Here is a 23,906-nt window from a genome sequence, read left to right as displayed (position 1 = left end):
TTCGACCTGCCTCAGCCGCCCGCCGCCGACTGGATCGGCGCGGGCGGCTGTTGCCTTTCCAGGCTCTGGAGCAACCAGTAGCGGCGGTAGAGTTCGTTCGCCGCGTACAGCTCCTCGTGGCTGCCGGCGGCGACCAGCCGACCCTGGTCCAGGACGTGGATGCGCCGGGCCCGGCGCGCGGTGGCCAGGCGGTGGGCGATGACGATCGTCGTCCTGCCCTCGAGCAACTGCTCGATCGCGCGCTGGACCGTCGCCTCCGAGTCCGGGTCGAGAGAGCTCGTCGCCTCGTCCAGCAGGAGGATCTGCGGGTCGCGCAGGAACGCGCGAGCGATCGCGATCCGCTGGCGCTGGCCAGCCGAGAGGCGCACGCCGCGCTCGCCAACCTCCGTCGCGAAACCCTCATCGAGGCTTTCGATGAAGGACGCCGCACCCGCAGCCTCGGCGGCGGCACGGACCTCGGCGTCGCCCGCCGCGGGCTTGGCCAGACGAATGTTCTCGGCCACGGAGCCGGAGAACAGGAAGATCTCCTGCGGCACCAGGGCCATCCGGCGACGCAGATCGCCCAGCGCGATGTCGCGAAGAGACCGGCCATCGAGCAGCACTTCGCCCTGCTGGGGTTCATAGAAGCGCAACAGCAGTGAGAAGAGCGTGCTCTTCCCCGAACCCGAAGGTCCGACCAAGGCGGCCAGCTCCCCTGACTCCACTTCCAGCGACACGTCGGTGAGCGCCGGTTGCTCAGCGGTTTCGTAGCGGAAGCCGACCGAGCGAACGCTCAGCCCGGAAGCGCTCTCGAACAAGGGAGCGGACGACGGCGAGTCGATGATCGCGGATTCCCGGTCCAGCAGTTCGAACACCCGCTCACTCGAGCCGCGCAGTCGCCGATAGCCGGCGTAGAGGGAACCCAGCTGTCCCACGGAAAGCGCGATCATGAACGTGTAGAGCAGGAACGTCGACAGTTCCCCCGCGGTGAGCGAACCTTCGTACATCAACCCGGCGCCATAGCCGAAGACCAGCGCGAAGGCCGTGTAGCCACCGAAGGTCATCAACCCGCCAAACGTGGCGTACAGGAGGACGTTCCGGAGCTGGACGGCGAGCAGGTGGGAGAGCCGCCCCCGGTATCGCTCGCGGGCCTGCTCCTCGGCCGAGAATGCCTGCAGGGTCCGAACGCCTGAGAGAGCCTCCTCCGCCCAGGCCGAGGTTTCGGCCACCGCGTCGACTTCCTGGCGAGCCACCCTCTCGAGTCGTCGACCGAAGACTGTCGCCAGCACCACGACCGGTGGAACGACCAGCAGCGCGACCAGCGTCAGCCGCGTGTTGAGAACGAGGAGGATGGTCAACACTCCAACCAGCCGCACCAGGGCCTGGAGCCCGGAAGGGATCTGCTCCGTCAAAGCGGTCTGGACCACAGTGAGGTCGGACCCCATCCGCGACAGGAGTTCGCCAACGCGTCTTTGGTCGTAGAAGTCCACGGACAGGCCGACCAGGTGCCCGAACAGGCGCTGGCGGAGATCCCGCAGAAGGCGAGCTCCAGCCCCTCCCAGAAGCCAGATCTGGAAGAAGTACAACGTGCCGACGCCCGCAAACAGCACGATCAAGCCGCCGACCAACTGCGCCAACCGACTCCGCGCGTCCACGTCGAGGGCGGTGTCGACGATTCGTCCGGCCAGAAACGGCCACAGGAGACTGACGCCGCTGCCGACCAGCAACAGCACGGTCGCGGAGATCAGCGGCGCGAGATACGGCCGGGCCAGACCGTACAGCCGCCGGAACGGCACCGCCGCGGAAGACGGCTCATCCGCTTCGAGCCCCGAGAGACTCACCTGCCGACCGTCAGCGTGATGACGAGCTCCGGCCGCTCAGCGTCCCCGACGATCTCGTCGAAAGCGTCGGCGTCCATCGCCAGGGGAATCTCGAGCGCCACTGAGCCGTGTTCGATCTGCGCGGGAATGGTGCGGCCGACCGGGCCCGCGACGGCGCCCGAGGCGACCGCGTCATCGGCATCCGGGCGACCGCCCCGGCGAAGCTCGACGCCGACGCTGACCCGCCGGGCCGCCCGCGTACCGTGGACGGCCAACTCCACGCCGAGCTCGACCCGGCCGCGGCGAACGCGACGTTCGACCTGCACACTCTCGATCGTTATCCCCTCGCATAGGTAAGGAGCGGTGTCCCGCGTGATCCAACCGTAGCCTTCGGGAAGCGACTCGACCTTCCCCAGCGGAAGGCGAAGCACCATGGGCGACGCCATGGCAATGCGTTCGATCGCCGCCGCGTCGTCGGCCCGGGCCGACTCGGCCGTCACTTCACCGGCCGCCGGCACCGGAGCAGGGGCCGGCCGAGGCTCGGCCGGCGCCGGGTCGTCCGGCACGTGTTCAACGGCTGACGGTCTCTCTTCGACCAGTGCGGGCGGCCTGGCGGCGGTTTCGACCGGCGCCGGCGGATCGGCAACGGGCGGACCCACCGGCTCGTAGATCCCCTCGAAGACGACGGTGGACGGGCGATCGCCACGTCCCGCACGCCGCGAGTAGCCCGAGATCGCACTGATCCGGCCAGCGGCGTCTCGCCTCAGCCGCTCCCGCCAGATCGAGCGCCGTCCGTCAGCGGAAAGGAACTCGCCCGTGAGGACCAGCTCACTATCCTCCGGCTTGCCTTCCGACCGCACCAGCGCGCCACCGTTCGAGACGCTGAAACGGCGCCATACGCCCGCGGCAACGTCGAACGCGCTGTAAGTGCGCCCTGATCGGCCATCGGCGAACGTCCAGGTTTCCGCGATCAGGCAGCCGTCCGCCAGCTTCTCGACGCTGCTGCTGCCAACGACTTCACCACCGGACACCAGCCGCCATTCGCCGACCAGGAAGTCGAGCGCCTGGTACGTCTCGTCCGTCTCGCAGACGCCGGAAGGCTGCGCCGACAGCGGCCAGGCCGCCAGGACGCCCACAACGAACAGGATCGAAACCGCCATTCGCATCGTCTGGCTCCGTCAGGTGCCCAGAAGGGCGATCTTGATGATGAACACCACGGCGAGAACCGCCACTGCCGGGCGCAGTTGACCGATTCGACCGGCCAGCAGCTTGATCGCCGTGTAGGTGATGAAGCCGGCCGCTATGCCGTGAGCGATCGAGAAGCTGAACGGGATGGTCACGGCGAGCACCACCGCCGGCACGTACTCGGTCGCGTCGCTCCAGTCGATCTCGATCATGTTGCGGACCATCACGCTGGCAACGAAAAGCAGGGCGGCCGCCGTCGCGAACGGCGGGATCGTCGCCGCCAGCGGCGACAGGAAGAGGGTCAGCACGAACAGCGCCGCGACCGTAACGGAGGTCAGGCCGGTGCGTCCGCCCGCCTTCACGCCGGCGGCGCTCTCGACGTAGCTCGTTACCGAGGACGTCCCCAGAACCGACCCGAGCACGGAAGCACCGGAATCGACGATGACGGCGTGCCTCAGCCGCGGCAGGTTGCCGTCCCCGTCGAGCAGGTTTCCCTGCTTCGAGACCGCGATCAGAGTACCCGAGGTGTCGAACAGATCCGTAAACAGGAAGGCGAAGATGATCCCGATGAAGGCCGCGTCGAAGGCGGCAAGGATGTCCAGTTGCCAAAACGTGGGGGCCAGCGACGGTACGGTCGACACCACTCCCTGCCAGCTCGCCTCACCGACGACGATGCCGATCAGGGTCACGGCGAGGATCCCGATCAGCACGGCCCCTGCCTTCCTCAGGGTATCGAGCGCCGCGATCAGCACCAGGCCCACGACGGCCAGGATGACGCTCCAGGACGTCACGTCGCCGAGTCCGACCAGCGTCGCCTCGTTGGTGACCACCATGCCGGCGTTCCGCATCGCAATGAGGGCGAGGAAGAAGCCGATGCCCGCGGCCGTCGCCATCTTGAGGGAACGCGGGAAGGCGTTCACGATCCAGGCCCGGATAGGAAACACAGAAATGAGAACGAAACAGACGCCGGAGATGAACAGCGCTCCCAGCGCGACCTGCCAGGGGTGCCCCATCCCCAGCACGACGCCGTACGTGAAGTAGGCGTTGATCCCCATTCCCGGCGCCAGCGCGATCGGGTAGTTCGCGTACAGACCCATCGCGGCGCAGGCAATCGCCGCGGCGAGACAGGTGGCGACGAAGACCGCCCCCCGGTCCATCCCCGCCTCGCTGAGGATCTGCGGGTTGACGACGGCGACGTAGGCCATCGTCAGGTAAGTCGTGACGCCGGCGGCGACCTCTCTCCTGACCGTCGTCTGGTGGCGGTCGAGATGGAAGATGCGATTCAGCACGCGGACCTCCCGGCCGATAGCGCTCCTGAAGTGTGGTCCGCCCGCCGCAAGCCGCCGATCAGCCTTCCGCCGGCCTCACGACGAAGAGCAGATCGCCCTGATTCACGACCTGGCCGTTCGCCGCGTTGACTCGCATCACCTCATAGCGGGAATGGCCGTCGAACAGCTCCGCGCCGCCGTCAAGCGACGCGAGGGACACCGGCCTGAACAGTTTCATCGCCTCGATCAGGCACAGCGTCTTCTCCCGGCTCACGATGTCCCCCGCGCGAACAAAGGGAGGATCGTTCGGGGAGGACGCGGCGTAGAAGAGACCGCCGGACGGCGCCTTGACCTTGAGCTCGTCGCTGCCCTCGATCTCGATGTCGGCCCGGTCGGCGTTTCGGCCGACACCCGCGAAGCGCTCGACTTCGTCCACCAGCTCGTCGCCGGAAGTACGGTCGAGGAAGTCCGTGAGAAAGCGCGTGTCGTAGTCGCCTGACTGGAACTGCTCGTCGCCCAGGATGCGGCCCAGCAGCGGCAGGTTCGTGCACACGCCCTCGATGGCGACCTCTTCCAGGTAGGAGATGAGGCGAGCGATCGTGTCCGCGCGGTCCCTGCCGTGGCACACGACCTGCGCGACGAGGCTGTCGTAGTAGGGCGACACGACGGCGCCCGTGTCGATCGCCGCCAGCACGTCGATGTCCGCACGCTGCGGGAAGTCGCAGCGCGTCACCGTCCCGGGCGAGGGCAGGAGATCGATCCCGTCCGCCGAGAGGGAGGCGCGCTCCGCGTTGATCCGGACCTCCATCGCGTAGCCCTCCTCCGCGAAGGGCGACTCGGCGATCCTCGTCCCGCCGGCGATCTCGAACTGGGCCTTGACGATGTCCGTGCCGGTGACCGCCTCGGTCACCGGGTGCTCGACCTGAAGCCGCGTGTTCATCTCCATGAAGTAGAGCTTCTGGTCCTCGAGGTCGAAGATGAACTCCACGGTGCCCGCGCCGACATAGCCGATCTCCGAGGCGATCGCCGCCGCGTAGCGGAAGCTCTCGTCGCGTAGCGCCTCCGGCAACGCCGTCGACCCCGATTCCTCGATCAGTTTCTGGTTGTTGCGCTGGACGCTGCAGTCGCGCAGGCCGAGCACCCGCACCGTGCCGTGCTGGTCGCATAGAACCTGCACCTCGACGTGGCGCAACGACACGACGCACTTCTCGAGATAGCAGTCCGCGTTGCCGAAGGCGCTCTCCGCCTCGACGCGAATCTGCGCGAACGCTTCCCGGAAGTCCTCCGCCCGGTCCACCCGCCGAATGCCCTTGCCACCACCGCCATGAACCGCTTTGAGCATGACCGGGAAACCGATCGACTCGGCGACGGCGAGCGCCGTGTCCGCGTCCGTCAGGATGCCCTCGCTGCCGGGCACCACGGGCACGCCCACCTGCACCGCGGTCTGGATCGCGTTCGACTTGTTGCCCATCCGCCGCATCGCATCGCCGGTCGGACCGATGAAGTTCAGCCCGTGACCCCGGCAAAGGTCGGCGAAGGAAGCGCTCTCGGACAGGAATCCGATTCCGGGATGGAGGGCGTCGGCCCCTTCCCGCTCGGCGATGCGGATTACCGAATGAGCATTCAGGTAGCTCTCGTCCGGCGTGCTGCCGCCGATGCAGACGAGCGTGTCGCGCTCACGCAGCATCGTCGCCGCCGGCGAGTCGACGTCCGGGTCGGATTGCACCAGGATCACCTCGACGCCGGCCCTCTGAGCGACCCGCACGAGCTTCACGGCGGTGCAACCCCGCGCGTGGATCAGGGCCCGCCGCACCTGGCGCGGAGCAACCGAAGGCACAGGCTCGTTCACCTCCGCCTCCTCCCGCCGGCGGCGGCGGGAAGTCAGGAACTCGACGCGTCGCTCCTCCTGGAGCAGCCGCTGGAGAACGGCATCGACCGTGTCCTCGGGAACCGGAATCTGCGAATCGACCTGACGTAACTGCTCATCGAGCTCCTCGCCGAAGGGGTGCTCGACGAGCCCGTGCATCGAACCCTCGACCTCGCTCAGGTAGTTCGAGAGCGTCGAAGCCATCGGCAGATGCGAAGGCACGACGATCTGCCCGGCGAAAGGCATGTTCGTGCCCGAGAAGTAGTAGGTCTGGACCAGGGGATGGGTAACCAAACTGGCCTGGGCGCCACCCGTGCAGTCGCCGTAGCCGAAGCAGATCACCGGCAGGCCGTTCTCGCGGACGAAGCGCGTGATCCGGTCGTTGACGATCGACATCGAGAACAGGGCGCCGGCGCCTTCCTTGGTCAGCATGCCGCCCGAGGAGATGAAACACACGACCGGAAGACGTTCCTCCGCACAACGAAGCAGGAGCTTGCAGAACTTCTCCGCGCTCGCCATGTCGAACGAACCGGCCTGGAACGCGAGGTTGGAGACCAGTACTCCCACCCGGTTCCCCGCGGCGCCGCCGTCCTCGCCGTCGGTCAGGGCGCCGGTACGGATTCGGGCCAGAGCCGCTACCGTCCCGCACGGCGTGACGCCCTGCTCGAGCGCCCGCTCGATCGAAACCCGCAGTCCCGGGAAGCTCACCGGATCGGCGGTCATCCGGTCCGCTTCGATCTCCTGCACGTCGTAGAAGAAGCGATCGAGGACCGCCTGAGGCCGGCGCGGAGTGTTCCGTTTCTGCTCGGACAGAACATCCTCGAGCAAGAGGTCGCGGTAAGCGGCGTCGAGACGGTTCCAGAAGTCCTTGATTCCGATATTGCGGGGCGAGATGCGACCGTCGTAGCCGCGGATCCCCTGTTCGTCCTCGTAGAAGTTCGGCAGCAAGCGTTCGAACAGGAACGTCACCAGGCCGAAGAGCGGTTCCGAGATCCGCGGCATCTGGAGCCGTTTCCACTCGGCCACCGCCTTGAGCAGCCGGCCGCGCCGCGGGTGCCGCGAGAAGTGGCGCAACCAGGAACGGAACTGCCTCCGCAGGCGGGCCTCGGCTTCCTCCGCCGCGTCACCCTCGAGCCCCGCCGTCAGCTCCCCCATCGCCGCGTTCAGCGAATGGCGCAGGAGGAGGTGAACCGACTCGCGCGCAATCACGTTCTCCTCGCGCGCCTCGCTGGCGATCTCGCGCAGGTGCAGGAAGATGTGGTCGTAGAGCCGGTCGAAGCAGATGAAGTTCTCGCACTCGCGCCGGAACAGCCGCAGGAGTTGCGGCTGGAGGATCACGTCGAGCACCGTGAGGTCGGCGGCCTGCGAGACCAGGCCCGGTTCGGAAGCCGAGTTCCCTCCTTCGATCCCTTCCTCCTCGACCGTCCGCATGACCGCGAGCAGGCGCCCGAAGTTGTCTTCCGCCCCGTCCTTCCACTGGTTGTACAGATGGAAGCCGTACTCCAGCAGCAGTTCGGCCCGGGCACGGTTGAAGTGGTACTCGCGGCTGCCGAGCAGGAAGGACGCGAGCCGGCCCCGACCTTCGTGCAGCGAGTCTCGAGCGGCAGCGTACCGTTTGTAGGTCCGGCTCAGAACGTCGTCATAGCGAACCGCCAGCGGATTTTCGAGCCAACGTTCGAACGAGGCCCGGCGCTGCCGCTCCCGGCGCGCCCTGGCCGCTCCGGCCGGCACCTCGGCGGCGGCCAGACGACCGTAGCCCGACACTGTCGCCGAACTCAGGCGGCGTCGCAATCCCAGATAGCGCAGGTAACGGAACGCGAGACCGAACACGTTCGCCTGCTCCGCCGGGCTGTGCAGGCGTGACAGGTGGGCGAACTCCTCGAGCACGGAGAGACTACGGGAGGGCTCGACGTAGCGCCCCGTGTTGCGGCGGTAGTGCTCGAGTACCGCCGGTTCGTCGCGCACGAACAGCTTCGCCCGCTGCTCCACCAAGGCGATCGAAGTGGCTACCGCGTCCTCGAAACAGGCCAATCGATCGCCGCCCTCGCCGGGAACGAAGTCGATCACGCCGTCGAGATAACCCTGCTCGTAGAGCTCGTAGGCCGAGACGCCGACGGCCTTGGCGCACTCTTCCCAGGACAGATCGTAGCGACGGACGATGTTCGCCAGCCCGCGCGGCTGGATCGTGTTGAACACGCCGTCCCGGACCGACAGCAGGACATTCGTCGTGGCCAGCGGGATCGCTCCACCCGAGTAGCCGTTGCCGAGCACGATCCCTACCGTCGGCACGTGGAGCTGCGCCATCTCGGCGATCAGTCTCGAGATCGAGTGGGCCTGGTTGCCGCGGTTCGCCTCCTCGCCCGCGTCCGCCCCGGGCGTGTCCATCAGGGCAACCACGGGGAGAGCCCGGCGGGCAAAGGAGCGGATTGCCTCGACAGCGAGCTCGTGGTGCTCCGGCATCCATACGCCGTTCTGCACCGAGCGCTCCTGCGCCAGCAAGCCGAAACGCCGCCTGTGGCCGTCGATCCCGGTCTCGAACACGGCGGCGTAGAGCGGACCGTGATTGCGCTCTTCAACCAGCTCCCAGGTCGTCGCGGCCAGCACCGCGCCGGTACCGACGCGACCCGGATCCTCGGCCGGGGCCACCGTGCGGCGAATGTACTCGTCTACTTCCAGCCTGGCGAGTCGCTTGAGCGTCTGGCGGATGCGCCGCTCGGAGATCAGCCCCGAGATGCGCCCGGCGCCTCCGCCGACCCGCGTGTCACCCGGCTCGGGAAACAGGGAGAACGCGCGCGCGCGCTGCTCCGCCTCGCGAAACAGCGGGTCGACATCGCCCCGCGAAGGCTCCGGCTGGCTCTGGAGCAGAATCGTCATACAAACGGCATACTCTACCCGGTCAACGGACGGTAAAGGGCCGGCAACGTGTAACTTGGCCGGTTCCGGCGCTATTCCTCCGCGCCCGGAACGAGGCTCAGTTTCCCCGTTCCTCCGCCCGGGTCGGACCGATCTCCTGCAACGTCTCCAGGCTGGGAGCGACCATCACGCGGGCCGCCGTCTCCTCGTAGGCCGCGTACATCTCCGGCAGCTTCCGGCGCAGGTCCTCTTGGTCGACGATGGTCCACTCGTCTTCCCAAACGGGGCCGTAGGGCGCCTGGAGGTTCCAGGCCGTCGAGATGAACCAGTAGGCGAATTCCTGCATCTGGACCCGGAAACGGACCTCCTCGTCTCCGATGTCGAGGTACTTGTCCAACACGTAGTGGCCCTCGTCGTCGGCCTTCCTCATCGCGCGGGCGAGCTCCGAATCTTCCGAGATACCCCAGACCTCCGGGAACGTGTAGTGCAGGCCGATGTCCGTCACGTAGTGGAGGATGTGCTCGACCACCTCCATCACCTGCCCCTCCGGCCCTACCGGCCCGTCCTGCATGATGATGTCGCACACCGAGCTGTTCTTCTCGATCTCGGCCCACTGCTCCTCGTTCTCCTCCGCGAAGCTCATGTCGTCGCCGAGCGGAACCGGAATCAGGGCCCTGTACCGATAGTGGTTCGCGAGCACTTCGCGCTGGAGATCGGCGTCGAGGCCGGCGTCCCGCGGAAACGACTCGGCAATCGTCTTCGCCACTAGCCGCAGGAAGTCGTCCGAGATGTCGTCGCGGGCCGCCAGCTTGAGCCCGTAGACCTGCAGTTCCTTGGTGAACGGCGGCATGGCCTCCGTGGCGACGACGTCGCCGTGCTGATACACGTCGTCCGGGACCTCACCGACCGGAGACAGCAGGATGCAGCCTCCGAGGTGGGTCGGTTCGGCGTCGGCGGCTTCCTCTACGTGGCCGGCGCCGGAATCGGCTTGCTCGCGGCCACCACAGGCAGCCAGCGCCAAGATCAGAAGTGCGAACCCGAAGCGTCTGTCCATCTCGACCCTCCCTCGTTGATCTGACCCGCGACTCCCTACACTATGTCCTCGACTGGCGCCGAGATGGACTTTCTTCCCCGAATCGTTGGATCCTTCGCCGACCCTGCGGCCGAGAACCCGACCGTTGAAATGGTCGAGGCCGCGTTCCGTCATCACCGCCTGCACTGGCGGTACCTGAACTGCGAAGTGCCGGCGGACCGTCTGGCGGCGGCGGTGGCCGGTGCCCGCGCCATGGGCTGGGCCGGATTCAACTGTTCGCTTCCCCACAAGGTCACGGTGATCGAGCACCTCGACGGGCTGGGCGAATCAGCCCGGCTGATCGGCGCGGTGAACTGCGTCGTCCGCGACGGCGACGGCCGATTCATCGGCGAGAACACGGACGGCAAGGGCTTCCTCCGCTCACTCGAGGAAGTGATGCCGGCGGCCGGCAAGCGAGTCGTGATCTTCGGCGCCGGCGGCGCCGCGCGGGCGATCGCGGTCGAACTCGCGCTGGCGGGAGCAGCCGAGATCACGATCGTCAACCGCACCCGCGAACGCGGCGAGGAACTGGCGGCCCACATCGCCGGCCGTACGGAGACCCAAGTCCGCTTCGTGCACTGGCGCGGTATCTACCGCCTGCCGAAGGCCGTCGACATCGTGATCAACGCGACGTCGATCGGGCTTTACCCGGATGTCGACGCGGCAGTGCCGCTCAACGTCGACACTCTCGAACCCGTCATGGTGGTCGCCGACGTGGTTCCGAATCCACCCGCCACACGCCTGCTCACGGCGGCAGCCGCCCGTGGCTGCACCGTGCTCGACGGCCTCGGCATGCTCGTCAACCAGGGCGTCGCCGGGATCCGCTACTGGACCGGGGTCGACGTCGATGCCCGGGTCATGCGGGCCCGCCTGGAGGCGATCTTCGGCTGAAGCCGGTCGAGCAGCACCGCGGCGAGGATCAGAGCCCCAAACACGACCTTCTGCTCGTAGGACGCGACACCCGCGATGTTCAGGCCGTTCTGGATGACGGCGATGATCATCGCGCCGATCAGCGTTCCCGCAATCCGGCCGCGGCCACCCGCGAGGCTCGCGCCGCCGACCACGACCGCGGCGATGACCTGCAGCTCGTAGAGCTCACCGGCGTTGGGCCGTCCGCCCTCGAAGCGGGAAGCGTCGACGATGCCCGCGAGGCCGGCGAACGCCCCGCACAGGCAGTAGACGGCGAGCAGCACCGCCGTCACCGGCACGCCAGAGAGGCGCGCCGCCTCGACGTTGCCGCCGACGGCGTAGACGTAGCGTCCGAACATGGTTCGCGTCATCAGCAGGTGAGCGGCGACGAACAGGACCAGCATGAGCAGGATCGGATTCGGCACGCCCAGCACGGCGCCGTTGCCGAGCCAGGCGAAGACGGCCGCGTCGACCCGCACCGCCTCCGGCGTACCCTCGGCGCCCCCGCCCATCAGGCGCCGCTGATGACCGACGGCCAGAATCAGCGCCAGGCCGCGCGCCAGCATCATCAAGCCAAGCGTGGCGACGAATGGCGGCACCCGGAACGCGGTGACCATCGTCCCGCTGAGGAGGCCGCCCAGAGCAGCTGCCGCGACACCCAACAGCATGGCCGCCAGAAGGCCGGCCGGCGAGGCCGCGGCGCCTCCGAACCACTCCTGTGCCGTCACCGCCGCGATCACGCCTGCCAGCGCCAACAGGCTGCCGACGGAGAGATCGATGCCCGCGGTCAGGATGACCAGGGTCATGCCGAGCGCGATGATCGCGATGTCCGCGTTCTGGTTCACCACGTTGAGGAGGTTGCGGGCGGTCAGGAACGTTGGCCAGTGGTAGCTCCCCGGCGCGAATACCGGCGTCCCGGCGGTTCGCACCGGCCCCCACTCGGACGCGATCCGGTGGGTAGCGATCGCGTCGAAGGAACCGTCGGTCCCGGCGATCCGCTCCAACTCGAGCCGGACGTCCCGCGGCTGGCCGAACACGCGACCGGCGATCCGGGCGCCGGCGGCGCCGAGGCCCTGTTCGATCGCCTGCACGAACACCCGGTCGCCCTCCGTGTCCCGCGCCACGACGAGTACCGAGCAGGGCGCCTGGCACGCCTCCAGCACCTGCCGCGCGACCGCGGCACCGGAACGACTCGTGACCGGGTTCTGTTCGCGCCAGGTCGCCGCACTCGAGATCAGGCAGAGGAGGACCAGCACGACGACCGAGAGGTTCCTGCCCAGGAGGTCCAGCAGCCTGTGACGCCACCGGCCCATGCGCCCGCCCTTCTCCTCAGGCAACGGACGGTTCCTCCGAGCGTTCGATACCGGCGGCGATCCGCAGCACGCCGGCCGGGTCGGCGCGCGCCGGATCCGCGATCTCGCCCCGAATCCGCCCGCCGTGCATGACCAGCACGCGGTCACTCATGCCGAGAACCTCCTCCAGCTCCGAGCTGATCAGAAGCACGGCCTTGCCCTCCGACGCCATGCGGCGGATCCACTCGTAGATCTCGTAGCGCGCCCCGACATCGATGCCCCGGGTCGGCTCGTCGCAGAGGACGACCCCGGCGCCGCGTTCGAGCCACCTGGCGATCACGACTTTCTGCTGGTTACCGCCCGACAGCGTCGCCACCCGCTGACCGGCCCGGACAAGCCGAATGTCCAGTTGCTCCCGCCACCGGCTGAAGGCGCGGCCCTCGCGCTGGCGATCGACCACACCACCAGGCCGCCGGAAACGGTCCAGGTTGGGGAGCGCGAAGTTGGCCCGCGCGCTCCGGTTCAGCACCAGGCCGTGGCCCCTGCGATCCTCCGGCAACAGGCAGATGCCGTTCCTGATCGCCTGGCGCGGCGACCGGAGCTCAAGCCGCGTGCCGTCGAGCCGCACCTCGCCGCGGTCGGGCGCAGCGGCGCCGAAGATCATCCGCGCCACCTCGGTCCGGCCCGCTCCCACCAGGCCCGCGAGCCCCAGGACCTCGCCGCGGCGGATGTCGAACGACACGTCCCGGACGCGCCGACCGGCCGACAGTCCCCGGACCTCGAGCCGGGGTTCACCGATTCCCGCCGGTAGTCGGGGCGGGAACTCCGCGCTCAGGCTGCGACCGACCATGGCCTCGATCAGCTCGTCCCGATCGAGCGGCGCGAGCCCGTCGTCGCCGCTGGCCGGTTCGCGCCGGTCGATGCTCCGCACGAGTTCGCCGTCGCGGAGCACGGCGACCCGGTCGGCCACGGCCTCGATCTCCTCCAGCCGGTGGCTGATGTAGATCGCGGCCGCCCCACGGCGCGCCAGTTCCCGCACCTCGCACAGCAGCGCACGCGCCTCGCGTGGCGACAGCGCCGCGGTCGGCTCGTCCAGGATCAGCAGCCGGGGTTCGAGCGCCAGGGCCTTCGCGATCTCGACCGCCTGGCGGGCACCGAGAGACAGCTCCGAGCAGCGGGTGTCCGGATCGATGTCCATCTCGAGCAGCCCGAGCAGACGCCGCGCCTCCCGCTCCTCCCAGCGCCGGCGGACGATCCCCCGCCGGGACCAGCCGGCGCCGAGAAAGAGGTTCTCGCGCACGCTCAGTTGCGGCACCAGGCTGAGTTCCTGGTGGATCACCGCGATCCCTCTTTCGCGGGCATCCGCCGGCGACGCGAACGCCGCGGCCTCGCCCTCGAACCCGATCCGTCCGGCGTCCGGCCGCTCCGCGCCCGAGACGATCCGGATCAGCGTGCTCTTGCCGGCGCCGTTCTCCCCGACCAGTCCCAGCACCTCGCCCGCGCCTACTGCCAGGCTGACGGCGCGAAGCGCGTCCACGCCCGGGTAGCTCTTGCTGATCCGCTGGAGTTCGAGCAAGTTGCTGTACGCCGGCTTCAGTCGAGGGCCGGATCCTGCTCGGCGTCGGACTGCCGGTAGAGCGCCGTCGGGATCAGGTGAACGCGCTCGAAGTCCTCGCCGTCGAGGTAGCTCACGATGTTCCGTACCGTCATGACGCCCATCCTGTCCGGATACTGGATCGGATCCGCGTAGATCTTGCCGTCCCGGATCGCCTGCTTGCCCGCGAGCTCGCCGTCGAAGCCCACAATCTTCACCTGGTCGGCGCGCCCGGCCTGCTCGAGCGCGGTGCGCGCGCCCAGCGCCGAGGGATCGTTGATCGCAAACACCCCGGCGAGGTCTGGGTAGGCCTGGATGCCGTCCGCCATCGCCCGGTAACCCTCGTCGCGCAGGCCGCCGCCTTCGAGCTCGGCGACGATCTCGATTCGGCCCTCGGTCCGATCCCGGTTGTACTCCCCGATCGCCTGGCGGAAGCCGTCCACGCGCAGGACGCAGGAGTTGGCCTGCTTGAAGTGCAGCACGAGCACCTCGCCGCCGGCCTCGCCGAGCGCCTCGATCATCGCCTCGCCGGCAAGCAGCCCGCCCTGGTAGTTGTCGGTGCCGACGTGACCGGCGATCTCGACACCTTCGGCGACGGCCTGGAGGTCGGACGTGAACACCGGCACTCCGGCTTCGTTCGCGCGCCGCACCGCGGGACCGATGGCGATCCGGTCCACCGGGTTGAGGACGATCGCGGCGACGCCGGAGGCCAGGAAGTTGTCGACCTGCTGCGACTGGCGGTTCACGTCCCGCTCGGCATCGGTGACCACCACGTCGAAACCGTGCCGTTCGGCCTCCGCGGTCATCGTGTCCGCGATGATCTTGAAGAAGGGGTTCTTCAGCGTCATCGCCGAGAAGCCAATCGTGCCGCGCGCGACGTCCTCTCCTTCGCCCGCGCCCGTCTCCGCGCCGCCACAGGCGCCGAGCGCGGCCAACACGATTACCGCCACAGTTGCCACGAGTAAGCGCTTCACGATTCGCCGATTGTGGCACGTCTTCGTCAGACGCCCGGATAGAGTCGCCACCACATGACCGAGCCTGAGTCTCCCTCGCCGGCCGGCGCGGCGCCGCCCCTGCTCCAGATCCGCGAGTTGCGGACCTGGTTCCACGGCAAGCGCGAGACGGTCCGGGCCGTCGACGACATCGACCTGACGATCGAGGAGGGCGAAACGCTCGGGCTGGTCGGCGAATCGGGCTCGGGCAAGTCGGTGACCTCGCTATCGGTGATGCGCCTGCTCGAGAGCACCGCGAACATCGAAACGGGGGAGATCGCCTGGTTCGGCCGCGATCTGGTCCACCTGCCCAAGCGCGAGATGCGGGATCTGCGCGGCAAGGACATCGGGATGATCTTCCAGGAGCCGGGCACCTCGCTGAACCCGGTCTTCCGGGTCGGCGACCAGGTGGGGGAGGCGCTCCGCGTCCATCTCGGCATGAGCCGCCAGGAAGCACGCCGGCGGACGATCGAGCTGTTCGAAGAGGTCGGCATCCCGGAACCGGAACGGCGCGTGGACAGCTATCCGCACGAGATGTCGGGCGGACAGAAGCAGCGCGTGATGATCGCCATGGCCCTGTCGTGCAATCCGAAGCTCCTGATCGCCGACGAACCGACGACCGCGCTCGACGTGACGATTCAGGCCCAGATCCTCGACCTGATCCGCCGCCTGCGCGACGAGCGCGCCATGTCCATCCTGTTCATCAGCCACGACCTGGGAGTGATCGCCGAGATCGCCGACCGGATCGCGGTCATGTTCCGGGGCCGGATCGTCGAGCGCGGCCGGGTGACCCAGGTGTTCAACGACCCGCAGCACCCCTATACCAAGGGACTGCTCGCCTGCCGTCCGCACCTCGACCGCGACTTCCGGCGCCTTCCCACCGTCGCGGACTTCATGGACGTGGAAGAGGATGGCGACGAAGGCGAGATCCGCATCACGGAACGCGAGATCACCGAAGAGTCCCTGAACGAACTCGTCGGGCGCGGCCGCGGCCGCCTGCTCCATCCGCGCGCGGCGCTCGAGAGTCTGGGCTACGCGGAGGATCCGGGGCCGGGCGAACTCGTGCCGGACGACACGGAATCGTTGCTCGAGGTGCGCGACCTCAAGGTCTACTACCCGATCCGGAGCGGCTTCCTGCGGCGGCAGGTGGGCGACGTCAAGGCCGTCGACGGCATCTCCTTCGACGTCTATCCGGGTCAGACGCTTGGACTGGTCGGAGAGTCCGGCTGCGGCAAGACGACGACCGGGCTGGCCCTGCTGCGCCTGATCGACATCACCGCCGGCACGGTCCGGTTCGAGGACCAGGACGTCACGGCGATCCCGGCGGGTCGCCTGCGCGCCCTGCGCGGACAGATGCAGATCATCCTCCAGGATCCCTACTCGTCGCTCAATCCCCGGATGACCGTCGAGGCAATGCTCAGCGAGGCGATGGCGATCCACCGGATCGGCGACAGTCGCAGCGACCGCCGCGACCGCGCGGCCCGGCTGCTCGAGGAAGTCGGCATGGAGACCGGCCATCTGAGGCGCTACCCGCACGAGTTCTCCGGCGGCCAGCGCCAGCGGATATCGGTCGCCCGGGCGCTGGCGGTTCAACCCAGGCTGATCATCTGCGACGAGTCGGTCTCCGCCCTCGACGTCTCGGTGCAGGCGCAGGTCCTGAACCTGCTCAAGGACCTCCAGGAGGAACGCGGCCTGACGTACATCTTCATCAGCCACGATCTCTCGGTGGTCAAGTTCATGTCGGACATGATGGCCGTCATGCTCGACGGCAGGATCGTCGAGCAGGGACCGTCCGAGGCGATCTACATGACACCTCGCGAGGAGTACACGCGCCGCCTGATCGAGGCGGTCCCGGACGATTCGATCGCCAACATCGAAAGCCGCCAGCAGCAGCGGAGAGAAGCCCGCAGCCGCCGCCACGCGAATTGACGCCCTGCCGGCGACAACGGTCATGACGACCAGCAGCACAAGCCGCTTTCCCGAAGCCCTGGTGCTGATCTTCGCCATGATCGTGGCGGCCCAGGTCCTGACCTACCTGCTGCCGGCCGGCGAGTACGAACGCGAGGGCCGGCAGGTGCTGGCCGGCACCTATCACGCAGTGGAAGCCGCGCCGCTGCCCTGGCACGCCGCCCTGACCAAGGTGCCGCGCGGGCTCGAAGCCGCCGCCGAGATCATCTTCTTCGTCTTCCTGGTCGGCGGCGCGATCGGGGTCATCCGGGCCACCGGCGCCATCGACGCCGCGATCGGCGCCGCGATCAGGGCGCTTGGAGGACGGCCTATCCTGCTCGTCGGCGGCATGACGACCCTGTTCGCTGTCGGCTCGTCGACGATCGGCATGGCCGAGGAGTACATGCCCTTCGTGCCGATCCTGGTCGCCATGTGCATCGCGCTCAGGATGGACGCCGTGGTCGCCCTGGGCATGGTCTACCTCGGCGCCGGCATCGGCTACGGCACGGCGGCGATCAACCCCTTCACCGTGATGATCGCCAAGGACATCGCAGGCCAGGATCCGAGTACCGGCTTCGGGCTTCGCTGGGCGCTGCTGGCGGGAATGCTGGTGATCGGCGTCCACCACATCCTGCGCTACGCGCGCCGGATCGGCGACGATCCGGAACGCAGCCTCGTGCGCGATATCGACTACTCCGGCGGCGCGCACGAACTGAGCGCCGCCGACCTCACGCCGGCACGGCTCGGCATCCTCGCCTCGTTCGCCGCGATGATCGGCGTCTTCATCTGGGGCGTCAACGCGCACGGCTGGTACCTGGTCGAACTCGCGGCCCTCTTCCTGGGCGTGACGATCACCTCGGCCGTCCTGGGGCGGGTGTCGGCGAACCGGACCGCCAGGGCCTTCACCAGCGGCGCCGCCGAACTGACCGGAACCGCCCTGCTGATCGGCTTCGCGCGCACGATCGAGGTCGTGCTCTCGGACGCCCGGGTCATCGACACCGTGATCCACGGCATCGCCTCGCTGCTCCAGCGGGCGGAGGGCCTGGGTTCCGGCGCCGCGGTCGTCTCCGCCTGGGGCATGCTGGCCGTGCAGAGCGTCTGCAACTTCCTGATCCCCTCGGGCAGCGGCCAGGCCTACGTGACGATGCCGATCATGGCTCCGCTCGCGGACCTCACCGGCGTCGGCCGCGAGACCTCGGTGCTCGCCTACCAGCTCGGCGACGGGTTGATGAACCTGATCGTGCCGACGAACGCCCTGCTCATGGGCATGCTGCTTCTGGCCCGCATCCCCTACCAGCGCTGGCTGCGCTTCATCCTGCCGGCGATGGTCAAGCTCTACGTGGTCGCGATGCTCATCCTCGCGGTGGCGGCGCTGATGCGCTTCGAGTAGTCGCTGCCGCTACAGATTCAACTGCGCCGGCAGGTACTTGTCGATCAGCCCCTGGTAGTACGGCCGCAGCTCGGCGGCGTCCGGCGGACGGTCGCTCTTGGAGTACAGGTCGTAGCCGTTGAACAGCCTGACCCAGGCGAACATCTCGCGGTCGCGGTCGTTCATCAGCTCCCGGTACGCGCCTTCGCGGTGGCACGCGTAGAACGAGTGGTAGCGGATCATGTAGAGGGCCTGCTCCGGCAGGTAGTCGTTGAGCACCTGGTAGAGGTACTCGTCGTGACCCCAGGACAGGTGAACCTGGTCCAGGCCGCAGCCCGGTTCGTACACTCCGAGCGGCGTCGAGTAGGTCGAATGCGCCGTGTCCGGGTTGCCCTCGAACAGCTCCGGATAGACGATCCGGTCCGAGAACGCGCAGCCGACCGGGAAGGTGTCGCCGACGACGGCCCACTGCGGTTCGCCCCACAGGCAAAGGACCTTGCCCAGGTCGTGTACGAGTCCGGCCAGCACGAACCAGTCGGGGTGTCCGTCGGCCCGGATCGCCTCGGCCGTCTGCAGCAGGTGATCGAGCTGCGAGAGGTCCAGATCCGGATCCGAGTCGTCGACCAGCGTGTTCAGAAACTCCAGCGCCTCCCAGGCCGACAGCTCAGCGCGGTCGAGTGTGAGGTACTCCGCCTTCTTGTACTGGACGAACTCCCAGGTCTGGTGACGGTGGTTCAGCCGGTAGAACTCGCGCACGGTGTCCCGCGGAGGCGCCTCGAAGTCCCGGTAGTCCTCCCGCCGCTTGCCGCCCGACTCCACCGGCGTCGGATAGAGCTCGGCAACGAAGTCGTCCCAGTCGTCGAGTCGCTCAAGCGGCTCCATTGGCGATACGCTAACAGGCCGACGCCCCACCAACATGGGGAGGATCCGACCCGAGAGTGCCCTACATGGTCTACAAGCTCCTGCACGTGCTGGGAGCGGTAATGGTTCTTGCCGCGGCCGGCGGCGTCGCGGTGCATGCCGCGAACGGCGGCCGCAGGGAGGACAACCAACTGCGCGGTCTGCTTGCCGCCATGCACGGAGTCGGGCTGATCCTGAGCATCGTGGCCGGCTTCGGCATGCTCGGCGGCAGCCTGCCCGGTTGGGCCTGGGCGAAGCTGCTCATCTGGTTGTGCTTCGGAGCCGCCCTCACGCTGCCGTATCGCCGCCAGGCCCTGGCCAAGCCCCTGGTCGTCATCCTGCCGCTGCTGGCAGCGGTCGCCGCGTACCTTTCGCTGTACAAGCCGTTCTGAGGACCTGGCAGGAGCGCTGAGGGGCGCCGGTCAGATTCCCGTCAGACGGAGGTCAGGTCACTGGCCTCCCCCCTGCGGCGAGAATCTGGAATCCGGGTCGAACCCCGGCGGTTTCCCTTCGTAGATATGAATGGGTTCGCGCCCAAAAGGGGCAAGGCACGGACCCGTTCGGCGCCGGGTGGTGCAAGCGTGTTGCACTGCCCGGCGCCACCTCACAGAAAGACGCAGGTCGGACAGTCCCCGGCGGCTGCCGCGAGCGCCCGGTCAGCTTCGCACTGGTACTCCGCGCTCCTCGAGCGATGGCTCCGGGTGTCGCCGCCAAGCATCGTCTCGCGCTTCCAGTCGTCGTCGCGGGACCAGTGGTACGGCAGCATCTTCACCGCGCCCGGGCGCTCGAGCTCGTCCACAGCCGCGAGCGCGGCGGCGACGATCTCGCGCTGCAGTTCCGGGTCCTTCGCCTTGCCCGCGGTATGGCCAAGGGGGTAGTCGAGGAAGACGGCGCGCGGAGGATCGACCGAGCGGGTGATCGAGAGCGCGGAGGTCAGCGACGTCGTCGGAATGCCATCCGCCTCAACCCGACGGGCAATCAGTCCCACGGACTGATGGCAGACCGGTCACACGGGGACCAGCAAGGCCAAGTCGACCTGATCCTCCGCGAGACGGCGGCTGATCTCCGGCGCCACCACCTCCCGAACGCGGCGGGCCGAGTAGATCCCCCCCATGAAGGCGTAGGCCCGCGGCGACAGTTCACCGATCACGCCCTCGGCCACGAGGGCGTGCAGCGTGTCGACCGGGAAGACGACGTTCGGGTCGATACGCGCATCGGTCTGGTCGTAGGCGAAGTGGCTCGTTCGCAGTTCCGAGACGGGAACCGACGTATCGATCACACGCAGCGAGATGTCGTCCCGATGATGGAAGGCGACCTGCCCCGCGCGGTACACGCCACCGGAGCCAACCAGCCCCACTCGACACTCCGGGAGGGGTTTCGTGAGCTCGGTCCACGGAGGTGAGCCATCGTTGCGCACCCATCGATAGGGATCGTGGCCCAGGCTCGAGTAGAGGTCGCGCGTACGAACGATGTGGTCCACCGGCGGTCGTCGTGTCGTCATGGCGTCCATTCTGACCCAAGATAGGATGCCCGCTGCATGACGACCGAGGATCGCCGAGCGCCGGCGCCCGATTCGGGCGCCCCCTACATGGAGAACAACGACCGGCTCGACCTCCCGGAATCCGAGTGGCGGGCAAGACTCGGCCACGACGAGTTCCGTGTCCTGCGGCGGGAGGCAACCGAACGCCCCTTCACTTCGACGCTCAACCGGGAGCGCCGAAGCGGTGTCTTCCTCTGCGCCGGCTGCGGCGCCGAGTTGTTCCGGTCGGATGCGAAGTTCGAGAGCGGCACGGGCTGGCCCAGTTTCTTCGAGCCCATCGCCGGCGCCGTCGACACGAAGCGGGACTTCAAGCTGATCGTTCCCCGAACCGAGTACCACTGCTCCCGCTGCGGCGGGCACCAGGGCCACGTCTTCAGCGACGGGCCGGCGCCAACCGGCCTCCGCTACTGCAACAACGGCGTCGCCCTGCGCTTCCGGCCGGCGCCGGGAAGCGACCGGGAGACACGACCCAACACCCCAGGCAGGGAGGACTGAACGATGTCGACCAAAGCGACCACCCGCCGCGCCGGCGGAGCGATCCTCGGCGCCGGCCTGGCACTGACGCTGGCCTGCGGGGGCGAGAAGGTCGAGCCCCTGACCACAACCGTCAACACGGAACTCGGCGCGGTCGAGGGCCTGGCGCTCGAGTCCGGAGTCCTCAAGTTCGCCGGCATCCCGTTCGCGGCGCCGCCGGTCGGCGACCTCCGCTGGAGGCCGCCACAACCGGCCGCCGCCTGGGAGGGCAGCCGCGACGCCACGGAATTCTCCGCCTCCTGCTGGCAGCCCCTGTCCCCGCCCGGCTCCTTCTACGATTCCGGCGACATCGAGCGCAGCGAGGACTGTCTCTACCTGAACGTCTGGACCGGCGCCGAACACGCCGAAGCAGCTCTTCCGGTCATGGTGTGGATCCACGGAGGCGGCCTCCAGACCGGCTCCGGCAGCACGCTGCTGTACGACGGCGAGAGTCTGGCCAACCGCGACGTCGTACTCGTGACGATCAACTACCGGCTCGGGCCGATGGGCTTCCTGGCTCATGCAGAACTCTCGGCCGAGAGCGAGACGGGAGCATCGGGCAACTACGGCATCCTGGACCAGGTCGCCGCACTCCAGTGGGTGCAGGCGAACATCGCCGCCTTTGGCGGGGACCCGGGCCGGGTCACGATCTTCGGGGAGTCGGCCGGTTCCTGGAGCGTGAACTACCTGACCGCGACGCCCCTCGCGGCCGGGCTTCTTCATCGCGCGATCGGTCACAGCGGCGGGATCTTCTGGCCCATGCCGCAGCTTGGAGAGGCGGAGTCCGAGGGTGCTGGCATGGCCAAGCGCCTCGGCGCGAGCGACCTCACGGCCCTGCGCGCCGCCACCGTCGAGGAGGTCTACGAGGCAGCCGGCGCTTCCGAGCTGCCCACCTTCGTGGGCATCCGCGACGACCACGTGTTCCCGAGGGACATCTACGACATCTTCGCGGCCGGCGAACAGAACGACGTCGACACGATCGTCGGCTTCAACAGCGACGAAGGCACGGCACTATTCGCCGCCCCCGCCGGGATCACCGTCGCGGACTACCGCGACGCGCTCGCGGGCACGTATGGCGAACACGCCGACGCGATGTTCGCGGTCTACCCCGCCGAGGACGACGAGCAGGCGCGCGTCGCCGCCTACGAGAACACCGCCGACCAGTTCTTCGCCTGGCAGATGCGCACCTGGGCCAGGTTGCAGAGCCACACGGGCGAGCAGCCCATCCGGATGTACTACTTCTCCCGAGTACCGCCGTGGGATGAAGCGGAAACCTACGGCTCCTACCACGCGGCGGAAATCGTCTACGCCTTCGACAATCTGCACAAGAGCCGTGAACTGGGGGGAGACGAGATCGGCCCCTTCAACCACGCCTGGGACGACACCGACAGGGCGCTCGCGGACACGATGGCGAGCTACTGGGTGAACTTCGCGACCTCCGGCGACCCCAACGGCGACGGTCTGCCCGACTGGCCCGTCTACGACCCGGACGCCGACGGAGTCCTCGAACTGGGCGACAAGATCGGCGTCATCCAGGGCTTGCTCAAGGATCGCCTGGACGCCTTCGACGCGTTCTATGAGGACCTGCGCGACAACGGCTAGCAGCCTGCTAGCAGCCTTTGTGCTAGCGTCCCGCCTTCAGGCAGTGGGTGCAGAGCTCACGCGGCGAACCAGGATGCGCCTGTCGTTCTCGAGCGTTGATTGATGTGGAACCCGGAGCCGAGAACAGGAGCAGCAGATGGCAACGAGAATCTATGTGGGGAACCTCCCCTTCGACACGACGGAAGAGGCGGTTCGCGCGCTGTTCCAGGCTCATGGCGACGTGTCAGAAGTTTCGCTGATCAACGACCGTGAGACCGGCCGGCCGCGGGGCTTCGGCTTCGTCGAGATGGCGTCCGGGGGCCAGGAGGCCATTTCCGCTCTGGACCGGCAGCAGTTCGGCGGTCGCACCCTCCGCGTCAACGAGGCCCGCCCGCGCGAGGAACGCCGGCCCCGCTGGTAGCAGCCGCCCCGCTCCCGCGCTACATCTGCGGGTAGTAGAACTGCGGCACGGCGACATCCTCGAGAGGCGACGGCTTGAGCTCGATGATGTCGTCGCGAACGCCGCCCTTGTTCATCCTGAAGGACGCGTTCACACGCTCCGGAGCGTCCCAGAGAACGACCGCGAACTCGCCGTTCTTCTCGATCGGTCCGGTCGTCTGGTAGCTGCCGTCGCCTGACGTGATCGTCACCTCGCCACCGCCCTTGACCGGCTTGCCCCGATTGTCCTGGACCCTTCCCGTGAGGACGGTGCGGACGCCCTGCTCCTCCATCGACTCGCCTTCCCGGAAGAGGATCGGATAGACCTGCTGAGTTCCATCGCGTTGCACGGCGACCCGAGTCACTACCGACCGGTAGCCGTCGCGCTCGAAGGTGATGCGAACCGTAATCCCCTCGTAGTCTTCCCGACTGAAGATCCTGCCCATGTTCCGGAGCAGGAAGGTGCCGGTCTTGCGGCCCTTGGCGCGCAGCCTCGGCGCGGGCATGTTGTCGTTCTGGAACCAGATGTCCACATCTGACAGCGGGTTCCCGCTCGAATCGAGGATCGTGCCGAACACGCGGGTGTTGTCCCGGCCGCCGACCGCGCCGGTCACGTCACCGCCACGCAGGTCGCCGCCGACGTTGACGGCGCCCGGATCCTGGGCTAGGACCGGGACCGCCAGCACGAGCAGAGGGATGAAAAGGAGCGGGAAAAGAAGTCTCTTCGTCATCGTCGCGGGCCTCCTAAACCGTGTCCTCGCGGGCCGATCGCCGCTTCGCAGCGACA

At 68.1% G+C, this 23,906-nt stretch carries 19 protein-coding genes; 7 read left to right on the top strand and 12 right to left on the bottom strand.

What is annotated here, in order from left to right; all coding sequences use genetic code 11:
• Positions 1 to 11 precede the first annotated feature (11 nt).
• From OXI49_05990 to OXI49_05970, 5 genes are all read right to left on the bottom strand, one after another.
• A complete protein-coding gene (locus tag OXI49_05990; protein MDE2690048.1) occupies positions 12 to 1,820 on the bottom strand; it encodes an ABC transporter transmembrane domain-containing protein in 1,809 nt (602 codons plus the stop codon).
• Positions 1,817 to 2,965 (bottom strand): hypothetical protein, encoded by a 1,149-nt coding sequence (locus tag OXI49_05985; protein MDE2690047.1) that lies wholly within the window; start codon positions 2,963 to 2,965, stop codon positions 1,817 to 1,819. Before OXI49_05985 ends, OXI49_05990 begins: the two co-directional genes overlap by 4 nt.
• A gap of 12 nt (positions 2,966 to 2,977) precedes the next feature.
• Positions 2,978 to 4,273 carry an NCS2 family permease gene (locus OXI49_05980; protein ID MDE2690046.1) on the bottom strand — a complete coding sequence of 432 codons (1,296 nt, stop codon included), beginning with the start codon at positions 4,271 to 4,273 and terminating at the stop codon, positions 2,978 to 2,980.
• A gap of 58 nt (positions 4,274 to 4,331) precedes the next feature.
• Positions 4,332 to 8,993 (bottom strand): ATP-grasp domain-containing protein, encoded by a 4,662-nt coding sequence (locus OXI49_05975; protein ID MDE2690045.1) that lies wholly within the window; start codon positions 8,991 to 8,993, stop codon positions 4,332 to 4,334.
• Between the two features lie 97 nt (positions 8,994 to 9,090).
• Positions 9,091 to 10,026 carry a hypothetical protein gene (locus OXI49_05970; GenBank protein ID MDE2690044.1) on the bottom strand — a complete coding sequence of 312 codons (936 nt, stop codon included), beginning with the start codon at positions 10,024 to 10,026 and terminating at the stop codon, positions 9,091 to 9,093.
• 63 nt (positions 10,027 to 10,089) lie between these two features.
• On the opposite strand from OXI49_05970, the gene aroE reads away from it, so the two are divergent.
• Complete coding sequence (gene aroE, locus OXI49_05965; protein MDE2690043.1) at positions 10,090 to 10,935, top strand: shikimate dehydrogenase; 846 nt, start codon at positions 10,090 to 10,092, stop codon at positions 10,933 to 10,935.
• On the opposite strand, the gene OXI49_05960 is transcribed toward aroE, so the two are convergent.
• Genes OXI49_05960 through OXI49_05950 form a run of 3 tightly spaced genes read right to left on the bottom strand, consistent with a single transcriptional unit; the run spans position 10,869 to position 14,813 of the window.
• Entirely contained in the window at positions 10,869 to 12,290 is a 1,422-nt protein-coding gene (locus OXI49_05960) for an ABC transporter permease (GenBank protein MDE2690042.1), read from the bottom strand. The two genes, aroE and OXI49_05960, sit on opposite strands and share 67 nt — an antisense overlap.
• Entirely contained in the window at positions 12,283 to 13,821 is a 1,539-nt protein-coding gene (locus OXI49_05955; protein ID MDE2690041.1) for a sugar ABC transporter ATP-binding protein, read from the bottom strand. Before OXI49_05955 ends, OXI49_05960 begins: the two co-directional genes overlap by 8 nt.
• A 17-nt stretch (positions 13,822 to 13,838) precedes the next feature.
• Complete coding sequence (locus OXI49_05950; GenBank protein MDE2690040.1) at positions 13,839 to 14,813, bottom strand: substrate-binding domain-containing protein; 975 nt, start codon at positions 14,811 to 14,813, stop codon at positions 13,839 to 13,841.
• A 54-nt stretch (positions 14,814 to 14,867) separates the two neighbouring features.
• On the opposite strand from OXI49_05950, the gene OXI49_05945 reads away from it, so the two are divergent.
• Both OXI49_05945 and OXI49_05940 read left to right on the top strand, forming a co-directional pair.
• Positions 14,868 to 16,760, top strand: coding sequence for an ABC transporter ATP-binding protein (locus OXI49_05945; protein ID MDE2690039.1), 1,893 nt, complete (start codon positions 14,868 to 14,870; stop codon positions 16,758 to 16,760).
• A 22-nt stretch (positions 16,761 to 16,782) separates the two neighbouring features.
• Positions 16,783 to 18,168 carry a TIGR00366 family protein gene (locus OXI49_05940; protein MDE2690038.1) on the top strand — a complete coding sequence of 462 codons (1,386 nt, stop codon included), beginning with the start codon at positions 16,783 to 16,785 and terminating at the stop codon, positions 18,166 to 18,168.
• 9 nt (positions 18,169 to 18,177) lie between these two features.
• Here the strand turns inward: OXI49_05940 and OXI49_05935 are convergent, their stop codons facing one another.
• Positions 18,178 to 19,029 (bottom strand): inositol oxygenase, encoded by an 852-nt coding sequence (locus OXI49_05935; GenBank protein MDE2690037.1) that lies wholly within the window; start codon positions 19,027 to 19,029, stop codon positions 18,178 to 18,180.
• A gap of 65 nt (positions 19,030 to 19,094) precedes the next feature.
• Between OXI49_05935 and OXI49_05930 the strand changes: the two genes are divergently transcribed.
• Positions 19,095 to 19,439 (top strand): hypothetical protein, encoded by a 345-nt coding sequence (locus tag OXI49_05930; GenBank protein ID MDE2690036.1) that lies wholly within the window; start codon positions 19,095 to 19,097, stop codon positions 19,437 to 19,439.
• 212 nt (positions 19,440 to 19,651) lie between these two features.
• Here OXI49_05930 and OXI49_05925 read toward each other — a convergent pair whose 3' ends face one another.
• Positions 19,652 to 20,035, bottom strand: a complete 384-nt coding sequence (locus OXI49_05925) for a hypothetical protein (protein MDE2690035.1) — start codon at positions 20,033 to 20,035, stop codon at positions 19,652 to 19,654.
• Between the two features lie 18 nt (positions 20,036 to 20,053).
• Complete coding sequence (locus tag OXI49_05920) at positions 20,054 to 20,548, bottom strand: glycine/sarcosine/betaine reductase selenoprotein B family protein (GenBank protein ID MDE2690034.1); 495 nt, start codon at positions 20,546 to 20,548, stop codon at positions 20,054 to 20,056.
• A gap of 87 nt (positions 20,549 to 20,635) precedes the next feature.
• On the opposite strand from OXI49_05920, the gene msrB reads away from it, so the two are divergent.
• The 3 genes from msrB (at position 20,636) to OXI49_05905 (ending at position 23,102) form a co-directional block, all read left to right on the top strand.
• On the top strand, positions 20,636 to 21,082 hold the full coding sequence (msrB, locus tag OXI49_05915) for a peptide-methionine (R)-S-oxide reductase MsrB (protein ID MDE2690033.1): 447 nt from the start codon (positions 20,636 to 20,638) through the stop codon (positions 21,080 to 21,082).
• Positions 21,083 to 21,085: 3 nt separating this feature from the next.
• Complete coding sequence (locus tag OXI49_05910) at positions 21,086 to 22,702, top strand: carboxylesterase family protein (GenBank protein ID MDE2690032.1); 1,617 nt, start codon at positions 21,086 to 21,088, stop codon at positions 22,700 to 22,702.
• A 136-nt stretch (positions 22,703 to 22,838) separates the two neighbouring features.
• Complete coding sequence (locus OXI49_05905) at positions 22,839 to 23,102, top strand: RNA-binding protein (protein ID MDE2690031.1); 264 nt, start codon at positions 22,839 to 22,841, stop codon at positions 23,100 to 23,102.
• 19 nt (positions 23,103 to 23,121) lie between these two features.
• Here OXI49_05905 and OXI49_05900 read toward each other — a convergent pair whose 3' ends face one another.
• Positions 23,122 to 23,850 carry a hypothetical protein gene (locus tag OXI49_05900; protein ID MDE2690030.1) on the bottom strand — a complete coding sequence of 243 codons (729 nt, stop codon included), beginning with the start codon at positions 23,848 to 23,850 and terminating at the stop codon, positions 23,122 to 23,124.
• Positions 23,851 to 23,906 lie beyond the last annotated feature (56 nt).

It is taken from the genome of Acidobacteriota bacterium, from assembly GCA_028875725.1.
Taxonomy (GTDB): Bacteria; Acidobacteriota; Thermoanaerobaculia; order Multivoradales; family Multivoraceae; genus Multivorans.
This window is presented reverse-complemented; position numbering and strand designations above follow the sequence as displayed.